We start from the raw sequence: 10681 nt of genomic DNA, 5'->3' as shown, positions 1-10681 counted from the left end.
AAGGGGGAGATGATGCCGACGGGTCCGAGGGGTTGGCGGATGGAGTAGACGTCGACTTTGGTGGAGGCGTTTTCGGTGAAGCCGCCCTTGAGCAGGTGCGGGATGCCGCAGGCGAATTCGACGACTTCTTGGCCGCGGGAGATTTCACCGAGTGCGTCGGAGAGGACTTTGCCGTGTTCGGCGGTGATGATTTCGGCGAGTTCGCCCTTGCGCTCGTTCAAGAGTTCGCGGAATTTGAAGAGGACCTGGACGCGCTTGGCCAGCGACGTGTCGCGCCAGGCGGGGAAGGCGGCTGCGGCGGCGTCGATGACGGTGCGGGCGTCGTCGAGGTTCGCCAACGCGAGTTGTCCGGTGACTTCGCCGGTGGCGGGGTTAATGACCGGTGCGGTGTTGCCGGAGGTGCCGGCGTATTCCTTGTTGTCCAACCAGTGCGCAATAGTCGTCACAGAAGTTCCTTCGCTCGAGATGTGATACCAGTCTCGTTGGCAATGTTGCCCCTGTCAAAGACCAAAATCGCACTATGGCGTGCATATTTGCACGCACTGATACTCTGGCGTCATGTTCACCGCCGACCACCTTCGCTTCTTCCTCGAAGTGTCCCGCCACGGGCGCTTGGTCGATGCATCCAAAGCGCTCGGCGTCGACCACACCACCGTCGGCCGCCGCATCACCAGCTTGGAAAAGCTTGCGGGACAACGCTTGTTCGATCGGACTCCCAGCGGGTGGCGGCTGACCGACGCAGGCGACCGGCTCGTCGGCTACGCGGAAACCGTCGAGTCGGCGCTCATCGCGGCATTCGAGGACCAGACGTCGACGGTGGGCTCGCTGACCGGTTCGGTGCGGATCGCCGCGCCCGACGGATTCGGCGCCTTCGTACTGACGCCGAACCTCACCAAGCTGCGCCACCGGCATCCGGACCTCGACGTCGAGTTGGTGACCGCCACCGAGCACAATTCTTTGAACACACGCGAGTTCGACGTCGCCATCACCCTCGAGCAGCCGTCGGCGCGGCTCGTGTCCTTCCGCAAGTTGGCGACCTACTCACTGCACCTCTACGCCACCGAGGAGTATCTGGCGAACACCGCCGCGATCTCGACGATCGAAGACCTACGCACCCACACGTTGATCTGGTACGTCGGTGCGCTTCTCGACGTGGCGCCGCTACGAATCCTGGATTCCATCCTCGCGGACGGTCGCGCGCAGATTCAAACCAACAACATCACCGGTCACTGGCTCGCAGCGAGGAACAGTCTGGGCATCGCGCCGCTACCCAGCTACATCGGGGAACCCGACGACACGCTCGTTCGCGTTCTGCCCGAACACTTCTCGATCGACCGCACGTACTGGGTGGCCGTGCCCCGCGAGTTGACGTCGTTGGCGCGGGTGAAGGCCGTCGACGAATTGCTGCGGTCCATCGTCGCCGACGCGCCCCACCTGCAGACGGGTCAGTGATCGACTCGATCGTCGGCGGAGGCGGTGTGGTGCACCGCTGCGAGAAGTCCTTCGAGAAGTTCGCGGTCGGAGTCGGCGCCGAACAATCGGCGATGTACGGCCTCGATCTCGCCGGCCAACGCGTCGTACTTCTGCTGGCCGCGGGCGGTGTTCCTGATCAGCACCTGACGCCTGTCGACCGTGCCCGACCGTCGATGAACCAAGTTGTTGGCGACGAGGCGATTGACGACCTTCGTCAGAGTCGGAGGCGGGAGCAACGCGAAATCGGCGGTCTCGGCCATCGTGTGCCCGTCGCCGTCGGACAACAAGCTCAGAACTCGCCATTCCTCGAGTTCCACGTGTGCCGGTGCGAGTACTGCCCGCATACGCTCGCTGACGATTCTGTCCACGGACGCCACCAGCCGGTCGGTGTCCAGAGCGCGATCGGGGCGTTCGGGAAGGCTCACGCTTGTCGCACTCCTATCATGAAGGGGTTCTTCTTCGTGGAGTCTAGGCGACTTTCTCGCCTCGCGACGAGGTCGACGCGGGGCAAGACATGGGTAGGTGCACCGACCGAATGATGACGACGCGCAGCGACGGCGATCCGACGTTCACCGTCGGCATCGTGTTTCCGATGTCCGGTTCGTTCGGCCTCGTCGGTCCGTCCAGCGAACTGTCGGCGCAACTTGCCCAGGAGGAGTTGAACGCCACCGATGGGATACTCGGCCGACGTGTCGAACTGCTGCCGATCGACGGTGGGCGCGATCCGGCTGTCGTCGCCGCCGATATCCGAGACCTTCTCGACGCCGGTGCCCTCGACGCGGTCGCAGGACTGCACACGTCCGCAGTTCGGCGTGCGCTGATCCCGATCACCACCAATCGAATTCCGTACGTCTACACGTCGCTGTACGAGGGCGGTGATCGCTATCCAGGGCTGTTCGTGACAGGCGAGACGCCGTCGGCGCAGATCGTTCCGGCTCTCGACGTCATGGTCGACGAGATGGGGCGTAGGCAGTGGGCCGTCGTCGGAAACGACTATGTGTGGCCACGCAAGACCGCCGCGATCGTCACCGAACACCTGCACTCGATCGGGGCTTCGGTGGTGTTCGGCGACTATCGGCCGATCGGCACCGTCGACTACTCGCGCACGGTGTCGGGCATCGAACAATCGGGATGCGACGGCGTCGTCGTGCTTCTGCTGGGCGACGACGCGGTCGCGTTCCATCAAGCGTTCGCGGCGACCGGTCTGGATCGTCGATGCGTTCGTCTGAGCCCGTTGATGGACGAGAACATGCTGCTGGCGACCGGAGCGGAGAACATCCGTGAGCTGTACGTCTCGTCCGGCTATTTCGAAACTCTCGGGACGTCCGAGAGTCTCGACTTCTCCGGACGGTTCTCGTCGCGGTTCGGGGTCGACGCACCGATCGTCGGTTCTCTCGGGCAGTCCTGCTACGAAGGGATCACGATGCTCGGCGAACTCGTCGACCGGGCAGGATCGGCCGAGGTCGCAGCGCTCGAATCGGTTGCTCAGGACTTCTCGTACGACGGCGCCCGGGGTCATCTCGCCATGGCGAACGGTCATGTGACACAACCGATCTACCTGGCCAAAGCGGGCGAGGTCGATTTCGACGTTCTCACTCGGATCACGCCGCGTCGTCGTTCCTGACGGAAGTTGCCGATGCCGTCTACGGTGGTGGGCATGACTGTAGAAGACTTCGGTGGGCGGCGCACGGTGGCGGCGGAGGAATTGCTGGTCGTGGTCGGTGACTATCAGCTTGTCGATACCGGTGGAGAGCCGATCGGACGCATCGAATCCGTCGCGCAGGACGGTCTGGCAGTCGTCGTGACCGTGACGCGCGGGGAGGACATCGAAGGTGTCGAGTTCGCGCCCGAGGAGCAGGTGACCATCGAGCCATACGACGGCGGCAAGGCGCCCGTGGTGCCCTGACCGCTACTTGCTTCGATCGAGAAGTGTTGGCGCGGTGCACGTTCGGTGAGAATGGAATTACATCTGTGTAACTTGCGTAACACTGGCCACATCAGTCACATATCGGGTACCCTCTAGGCGACCTCCGTCGTCTGAAGGAAGGACGTGCTGTGCGAATCAGCCTGTCCCGCACGAAGATCGGTGTAGCTACCGCGTTGTCGACCGCCACGATCCTGGCCTCCGGTGGCGTCGCGAGCGCCGAACCGGCACCCGCGCCCGTCGACCCTCGTTCGATCATCGAGTCGATCGCGGAACCCGCGACCCCGGCGCTCTACAACTCGGCGCAGGACAACCTCGTCAAGGGGAACTACGACGTCGGCCTCGCAGCGCTCGACGCATTGACGCTGGCTGCTCCCCAGGATGCGAACGTCCCTGCGCTACAAGCGTTCTATCGCAACGCGTCCGGTGACCAGCAAGGTCGGGACGACGCACTGGTTCGGCTGGGCGCACTCGACACGGAACTGCATGCGGCCGTCGAACGCGCGCTCGGCATCATCGCGGCGTCGGCAGAATCTCCGATCGACTACGCACCCGTCTACGACGGCCCACGCACCGCCATCGTCGTGCTCGGGTTCGGTCTCGAAGGGGATGGATCGATGCGCGGCGAGCTCGTCGATCGACTGACAGGCGCCGCTGCAGCGGCGAAAGCAGCCCCCGAGTCTCCCGTCGTCGTCACCGGCGGAAACCCGCAGAACGGCATCGCCGAAGCCGACGCCATGCGAGAGTGGCTCGTGGACAACGGCATTGCGGCGGAACGCGTTCACGTCGAGAACAAGGCCAACTCGACCGTGCAGAACGCTCAGCTGTCTCAGCCGATTCTGGCGAGTCTCGACGCGCAGAGCGTCGTACTCGCCACGTCGACGAACCACATCCGGCGGTCCACTTCGAACTTCGTCATCGCCGGATCGAACGTGATCGGTGCGATCAGTCCCGACCCGGCGACGGTGCCCGACGTCCCGGCGCTCGGGCCGGACTCGCGATTGGGAATCACCGTCGACGCGACGAAGGTCGTCGGTATTCCGCGTACGTACCCGTAGGTCAGGCGGCCGGGGGAGCGGCGACCCGGTCGAGGCGCTTCTGTGCGCGTCGGCGCCGACCGCGCACGATGACGATGGCGAGAAGCACGAAAACGGCTACGGCGACGATCGCGCCGAGAGCCGTTGCGCCGCGGAAGCCGGGGGCGCCGGTGTTCATGTTCTGTGCCGCAGCCAGCGCCGCGTTGCCGTTGCCCAGCACGATCGACAGCGTCATCAGGTTGGGGACGGCGACGGCGACGGCAAGCACGACCGCCACTATCGCGGTGACCTTTCCACCCCGCCGCTTGCGCACCGAGAAAGCCGCGAAGAACAGTAGAAGTGGGACGAGCGTGCAGACGATGCCGAAGGCGAGTCCCCACAGAATTCCCTTGGTGAACGTCTGATCGGCCAGTTGCGACATCCGGATGCCCCACCACCGAGGAACGAACGCCGCCAACGCGAAGTAGGCGATCACCAACGCCACGGCCCCGACTGCGATCACCACGGCCTTCGTGACCCAGGAGGGCCTGCCGGAATCGGTCGGTGCGGGGGAGGTGCCGTCGGCGGTCATGCCCAGAATCCTAGCGGCGTCGCTCTCGTGACAGTCGCCACATGTGACGGCCCCCTCATCCTCGTTCATTTATGTGTATCCGTCGGTAACAATCAAGATCACTTCGGCCCGTCCGCGGGTCGTACGGCGTATCTCCAGGGGGTAATCATGACGATGTTCTTGATGGGAGCGGTCGGCTTCGTGGGTCTGGCAATGGCCCTACTCGATTCCGGCAGAGACTTGAATTTCAACAATCGGCAGATGAGAGCCGTGTACCGCTCGCGCTGGTCCTGAGCCCGGCGTCGATCCTGTGATGGCGTGTGTCGAAAGGCATACGCCATGACAGGGGCTCGTTCCGACTTCGCTATGTTCGAGCGTATGAACAAGCGGCGCAATCGTTCACGTGCCACCGGCTTGTTGCTGGGCCTCGCGCTCGATCGAGCTGTCGGCGACCCACGCCGATATCACCCGGTAGCGGGCTTCGGCCAGTTCGCCGGCCGGCTCGAACGACGAACGTATCGGGACAGCAGGATTGCGGGGGTCGTTCACGTGACGGTGCTCGTCGGCGGCAGTGTCGGGATCGGCGCTGTGGCAACCGGCCTCGTTCGACGTAGTGGAGTGCTCGCGGAGACGGCACTCGTCGCAGCCGCAACGTGGGCCGCACTCGGGGGTACGTCTCTTGCTCATACCGGAACCCGCATGGCGCGACACCTCGAAGACGGTGACCTCGGAGCCGCACGGGAACTGCTTCCGTCGTTGTGCGGCCGTGACCCCAGCGTTCTGGACGAGGCCGGGATCGCACGCGCATCCGTGGAATCGGTCGCGGAGAACACATCCGACGCCACCGTCGGCGTCGTGTTCTGGGGCGCTGCCGCCGGCGTACCCGGAATTCTCGGCTATCGCGCCGTCAACACGCTGGACGCGATGATCGGCTATAAGTCGCCGCGATATCGACGGTTCGGATGGTTCGCGGCACGTCTCGACGACGTCGTGAACATCGTGCCGGCACGACTGACCGGGTTGCTGACCGTTCTCCTCGCACCAGCAGTCGGCGGACGTGCAGCGGATTCGGTCCGGGCCTGGCGTCACGACGCGTCGCGGCACCCCAGTCCCAACGCGGGCGTCGCCGAAGCGACGGCCGCAGGAGCACTCGGGATACGTCTGGGTGGGCGGACCGAGTACGCGCACGGCGTCGAGATCCGGCCGACTCTGGGCACCGGACGCGAGCCGACGGCGTCGGACATCGGTCGCGCCGCTCGCTTGTCGACACTGGTTCAGAGTTCGGCGACTGCCGCGTCAGCGATTCTTGCCGTAGCGGTCGGCCAGGCGCACGTCGTTCGCCGAGCGCACGGCTGACTGTTCCTTCGACTTCTTCGCCGTGCGGCGTTCCTTGCGCGTCGGCAGAGTGAACTCGGGTTCCTGGGCTCGCGGCTCGGCGACAGGTTCTTCCGGTGCCGCGGGTTCGGTCGGTGTTGGCGGGGCCGCGTCGGCGATGTCCTGTGCCTTCGCTTTGCGACGCTCGCGCCACTCGGCCCTGACGAAGTACGCGAGGCCGAGGGGAGCCATGATGCCGAACGCGAGCCATTGGAGCCCGTAGGACAGGTACGGTCCGGCGTCGGTCTGTGGCAACTCGATCAGCCCGAGTCCGCCGGGTTGGCCGTCGTCGAGCTGCAGATAGCCGTCGATCGGATCGATGCCGACGGCCGGACCGATCTGCTGTGGAGCGATGTTGTAGACCTGCAGGTGTCCCGCTTCTTCGATCGGCTGCCGCGAGCTGCCTTCGGAGACACGTAGTCTCGCGTCCAAGGTGATCGGGCCTGTCGGCGCTGGATCGATCTCCGGTGGCGCGGTGCCCTGGACGGGCAGAACGTAGCCGCGATTGACCAGGACGACCGGACCGTCCTGCACCTGAAAGGGCGTGATGACCTCGTAGGCGGGCTGATCCCGGATCACTCGGAGCCGGACGAGAACATCGGAGTCCGGAACGTACGAGCCTTCGGCGACGACGCGTCGCCATTCGTCGTCGGGCGCGAAGCCGTCCGCATCGACGACCTGCGAGATCGGTACCGGGTCGGCGTTCACGGATTGCTCGATCAGATCGTTGCGGTGTGACGTCGAGGTGTTCTTGCCCAGCTGCCACGGCGCGAGCACGTAGAAGCACATGAAGGCGAACGCCACGACGACGACCGCCAACGCCAACCAGCCCGGTCGCAGCAGGAATCTCAGCCTTCGCACACCCCTACGGTAGCGGCTGGCCCGAAGTGATCTACGACGGCTCGTCGGAGACGTGGTCCGCGACCCATCTCACGAGGCCGGGCATGGCAGCCTCGATCTGTTCACGTACTTCCGCGAAGGCGCTGTCGGCGGAGTAGTACGGGTCGGCGACGGACTCGGATTCGGCGTCGTCGTCGAACGACCGCAGCAGCACGACGCGGTCCGCCGGGGCGTCCAGTTGCAGGAGCTGTCGAGCATGGCCCGAGTCCAATGCGACGAGGAGGTCCGCGGCCAGATGGTCGTCGTCGACCTGGGCCGCCACGTGGTCGGTGTCGTACCCGTGGGCCTCGAGCTCGGCGACGGCACGCGGATCAGCGCCGTCTCCTTCGTGCCACCCATCGATGCCAGCACTCGACACCCGCACGGACTTCTCGAGACCCGCTTCGAGGAGGTACTGATCGAAGATCTTCTCCGCCATCGGGGAGCGGCAGATGTTGCCCGTACAGACGAAGGCCACGTGTACCGACGGTTCAGTGGGTGTTGTCACCGAGCACCTTCGCGAGTTCGTCCATGGTCGTGACGGTGAATGCAGCGTCGTCGTTCTCCCCGTCGATGCCGTATCCCCAGTCGACGTAGACGGCAGGGATCCCGAAGCGGGCAGCACCGTGCACGTCGTGATCGCGGTCGCCGACCATGATGACGTCCGGAGTTCCGCCGTCGGCGATCTCCTTCGGGATCAGACCCAGGTTGCGCAGCGAGTGGGCGATGACGTCGGGCTTGGCCCGTCGGACGCCGTCACTGCTCGCTCCGCCGATGAACTCGAAGTACTGCGACAACTCGAAGTGGTCGAGGATGCGGTGCGCGAAACGCTCCGACTTGCTCGTCGCGACTCCCAGCCGGACACCGCGCGCCTTCAGTTCCTTCAGGACGGGCTCGATACCGTCGAACACCGAGTTCTCGGCCCAACCCTGCGCGTCGTACCGTTCGAAATACGCGGCCAGCGCGTGCTGCGCGTCGTCCTCCGGCAGGCCCATCGTGCGGAACGAGTCGATCAGCGGTGGGCCGATCACCAGCGCGAGTTGCTTCTCGGTCGGCTCGGGCGCCCCGACGGAGGCGAGCGCGTGCCGGAAGCCGGCGAGGATGCCGGGCGCCGAGTCGGTGAGCGTTCCGTCCAGGTCGAACAGCACGACGTGGGCGCGTGTGTTCGTCGATTCGTCGAGCTTTGTCATGACAAAACCATATCGGTGTGGGCGCCGACTACGCTCATCGGCAACGAAAGGACCGCTCGAAGTGCACTCACGTTCGCTGCTGCGCCACCACGGCGATGCCGAGGTCGGCGATGGGCTGGTCGATTTCGCGGTCAACGTTCAAGGAACGGCGCCACCTCGCTGGCTGCGGGAGCGACTCGCCGACACGCTGAACCATCTCGGGGGCTACCCGTCGGCCGCTGCCGATCTGCGTGCACGCGAGGCCGTTGCCCGCAGGCACGGTCGAACTCCGGACGAAGTGCTGCTGCTCGCAGGCGGAGCCGAGGGATTCGCGATGCTGCCGAGGCTAAGGCCCCGGCTCGCGGCCGTCGTGCACCCGTCGTTCACCGAGCCCGAGTGGGCGCTGCGTGAAGCCGACGTCGACGTCGCTCAGGTGATCCTGCCGCCGCCGTACGAGCTCGATCCCGGGCTGGTTCCCGAATCGGCGGACATGGTCGTGATCGGGAATCCCACGAATCCGACGTCGGTGCTGCATCCGAGAGAAGAGCTTCTCGCGTTGCGACGACCGGGGCGCATCCTCGTGGTCGACGAGGCGTTCGCCGACGCCGTCGAAGGAGAAGCACAGTCTGTCGCGGCCGACGCGCTCCCCGATGTGCTCGTGCTGCGGAGCTTGACGAAGACGTGGGCGCTGGCCGGTCTGCGCTGCGGATACGCCCTCGGATCGCCGGAGGTGCTGGCAACCCTCGCGCACGGTCGGGCGCACTGGCCGGTCGGCACGCTGCAACTCGAAGCCATCACCGCCTGCAGCGAGCCCGACGCCGTGGCCGAAGCCGCAGCCAAGGCGTCGTGCATCGCCGACGACCGCGACGCGATGGTCGACCGACTCAGGAAACTCGGCATCGTCGTGAGGACACCGGCTCACGCACCGTTCCTGCTGCTGCAGGTACCGTCCGCAGCCGACGTCCGCGAACGCCTGCGCAGCGAAGGCATTGCCGTCCGCCGATGCGACACCTTTCCCGGCCTGGCGCCCGATCACCTACGCGTCGCCGTCCGGGGTCCTGAGTACGTCGACGTTCTGATCGACGCGTTCGAACGCGTTCTGTAGTGAGGAGAAGTCAGTGACCGAAGGCCGTGTGCGCCTCGCCGACGTCATCGCCGTTCTCGATGCCGCGTATCCGCCGCGCCTCGCCGAGAGCTGGGATTCGGTCGGGCTCGTCACCGGCGACCCGTCCGACCCCGTACGCAAGGTGATCTACGCAGTCGACGCCACCGCTGCCGTCGTCGACGAGGCCATCGAGTGGGGCGCCGACCTCCTCGTCGTGCATCATCCGTTGTTGATGCGAGGCGTCGACACCGTCGCGGCGAACACGCCGAAAGGTGCGCTGATCCACCGGCTCGTCAAGGCTGGATGTGCACTGTTCACCGCGCACACCAACGCCGACTCCGCGGATCCCGGCGTGTCCGACGCGTTGGCCGATCTGCTCGGAGTCACCGGGACCCGCCCGATCGAACCCATCGACGGCCCGCGCGTCGACAAGTGGGTGGTGTTCGTCCCGACGACCCATTCCGACGCCGTGCGCGACGCTTTGCTCGACGCAGGCGCGGGAGCCATCGGCGACTATCGAGACTGCAGCTGGACCGTCGTCGGGACAGGTCGGTTCCGTCCGCTGGACGGCGCGGATCCCGCGATCGGAACCGTAGGGCAGCTCGAGCAGGTCGCCGAGGACCGCGTCGAGATGGTCGCGCCCGCGGCATTGCGTGCGCAGCTGATCGAGCGGCTGCGCACCGTTCATCCGTACGAGGAACCGGCGTTCGACATCGTCGAGGAAGTGCGGCTGCCGTCGTCCACCGGGCTCGGCCGAGTGGGAACGCTCGCCGAGCCGACGACGCTGCGCGCATTCGCCGAGCGCGTGCGCGTCAGGTTGCCGGACACCGCATGGGGAGTGCGCACGGCTGGAGATCTCGACGCGTCGATCCGCACGGTAGCGCTGTGCGGCGGTGCGGGCGACTCGTTCCTTGGCGCGGTGACGACGCTCGGTGCCGACGTCTTCGTCACATCCGATCTGCGGCACCATCCCGTCGACGAACACCTGCGCGCCGGGGGACCGGCCGTCATCGACGTGGCCCACTGGGCGTCGGAATGGCCGTGGTGCGAGCAAGCCCGATCGATCGTCGATTCGGCCTTCTCGGATGCTGCCGCGTGGGAGAGTCGAGTGAGTACGACCAGAACGGACCCGTGGACCCTCGGGGCGGCGAACAACTGACTGCTCGCCCG

The 10681-nt window shown here is 65.8% G+C and carries 13 protein-coding genes; 7 read left to right on the top strand and 6 right to left on the bottom strand.

The features are described 5' to 3' along the window. On the bottom strand, positions 1 to 467 hold a 467-nt coding region (locus CHB96_RS19290; protein ID WP_371829035.1), incomplete at its 3' end, for an aldehyde dehydrogenase family protein. Positions 468 to 558: 91 nt separating this feature from the next. Between CHB96_RS19290 and CHB96_RS19285 the strand changes: the two genes are divergently transcribed. Then, a complete protein-coding gene (locus CHB96_RS19285) occupies positions 559 to 1452 on the top strand; it encodes a LysR family transcriptional regulator (protein ID WP_089249163.1) in 894 nt (297 codons plus the stop codon). Here the strand turns inward: CHB96_RS19285 and CHB96_RS19280 are convergent. Further along, complete coding sequence (locus tag CHB96_RS19280; RefSeq protein WP_089249161.1) at positions 1446 to 1898, bottom strand: MarR family winged helix-turn-helix transcriptional regulator; 453 nt, start codon at positions 1896 to 1898, stop codon at positions 1446 to 1448. The genes CHB96_RS19285 and CHB96_RS19280 overlap by 7 nt on opposite strands. 110 nt (positions 1899 to 2008) lie before the next feature. On the opposite strand from CHB96_RS19280, the gene CHB96_RS19275 reads away from it, so the two are divergent. The 3 genes from CHB96_RS19275 (at position 2009) to CHB96_RS19265 (ending at position 4455) form a co-directional block, all read left to right on the top strand. Beyond that, positions 2009 to 3097, top strand: coding sequence for a substrate-binding domain-containing protein (locus CHB96_RS19275; RefSeq protein WP_089249159.1), 1089 nt, complete (start codon positions 2009 to 2011; stop codon positions 3095 to 3097). A 33-nt stretch (positions 3098 to 3130) separates the two neighbouring features. Continuing rightward, positions 3131 to 3379, top strand: coding sequence for a hypothetical protein (locus tag CHB96_RS19270; RefSeq protein ID WP_089249248.1), 249 nt, complete (start codon positions 3131 to 3133; stop codon positions 3377 to 3379). 149 nt (positions 3380 to 3528) lie between these two features. Further along, positions 3529 to 4455: a YdcF family protein gene (locus CHB96_RS19265; RefSeq protein ID WP_089249157.1), complete on the top strand. Its 927-nt coding sequence runs from the start codon at positions 3529 to 3531 to the stop codon at positions 4453 to 4455. A gap of 1 nt (position 4456) precedes the next feature. On the opposite strand, the gene CHB96_RS19260 is transcribed toward CHB96_RS19265, so the two are convergent. Continuing rightward, the gene (locus CHB96_RS19260) at positions 4457 to 5005 is read right to left on the bottom strand and encodes a permease (protein ID WP_089249155.1); all 549 of its coding nucleotides are present in this window, start codon (positions 5003 to 5005) and stop codon (positions 4457 to 4459) included. A gap of 318 nt (positions 5006 to 5323) precedes the next feature. Here CHB96_RS19260 and CHB96_RS19255 point away from each other — a divergent pair, with 318 nt between their 5' ends. Further along, positions 5324 to 6340 (top strand): cobalamin biosynthesis protein, encoded by a 1017-nt coding sequence (locus CHB96_RS19255; RefSeq protein WP_245865881.1) that lies wholly within the window; start codon positions 5324 to 5326, stop codon positions 6338 to 6340. On the opposite strand, the gene CHB96_RS19250 is transcribed toward CHB96_RS19255, so the two are convergent. The 3 genes from CHB96_RS19250 to CHB96_RS19240 are packed head-to-tail and all read right to left on the bottom strand — an operon-like array spanning position 6281 to position 8427. Then, positions 6281 to 7219 (bottom strand): SURF1 family cytochrome oxidase biogenesis protein, encoded by a 939-nt coding sequence (locus tag CHB96_RS19250; protein ID WP_089249153.1) that lies wholly within the window; start codon positions 7217 to 7219, stop codon positions 6281 to 6283. The genes CHB96_RS19255 and CHB96_RS19250 overlap by 60 nt on opposite strands. A 31-nt stretch (positions 7220 to 7250) precedes the next feature. Then, positions 7251 to 7745 (bottom strand): low molecular weight protein-tyrosine-phosphatase, encoded by a 495-nt coding sequence (locus CHB96_RS19245; RefSeq protein WP_281254434.1) that lies wholly within the window; start codon positions 7743 to 7745, stop codon positions 7251 to 7253. Then, complete coding sequence (locus CHB96_RS19240; protein WP_089249149.1) at positions 7729 to 8427, bottom strand: HAD-IA family hydrolase; 699 nt, start codon at positions 8425 to 8427, stop codon at positions 7729 to 7731. The genes CHB96_RS19245 and CHB96_RS19240 overlap by 17 nt, the downstream gene beginning before the upstream one ends. A gap of 61 nt (positions 8428 to 8488) precedes the next feature. Between CHB96_RS19240 and cobC the strand changes: the two genes are divergently transcribed. Both cobC and CHB96_RS19230 read left to right on the top strand, forming a co-directional pair. Next, positions 8489 to 9511, top strand: a complete 1023-nt coding sequence (gene cobC, locus CHB96_RS19235; RefSeq protein ID WP_245865878.1) for an Rv2231c family histidinol phosphate aminotransferase CobC — start codon at positions 8489 to 8491, stop codon at positions 9509 to 9511. A 13-nt stretch (positions 9512 to 9524) separates the two neighbouring features. Beyond that, positions 9525 to 10670, top strand: coding sequence for a Nif3-like dinuclear metal center hexameric protein (locus CHB96_RS19230; RefSeq protein WP_245865876.1), 1146 nt, complete (start codon positions 9525 to 9527; stop codon positions 10668 to 10670). The last annotated feature ends 11 nt before the right edge of the window (positions 10671 to 10681 follow it).

Source organism: Rhodococcoides kyotonense (assembly GCF_900188125.1).
In the GTDB taxonomy this organism is placed as follows: Bacteria; Actinomycetota; Actinomycetes; order Mycobacteriales; family Mycobacteriaceae; genus Rhodococcoides; species Rhodococcoides kyotonense.
Note: the sequence above shows the minus strand (reverse complement) of the source record. Positions and strands in the feature narration are given on the sequence as shown.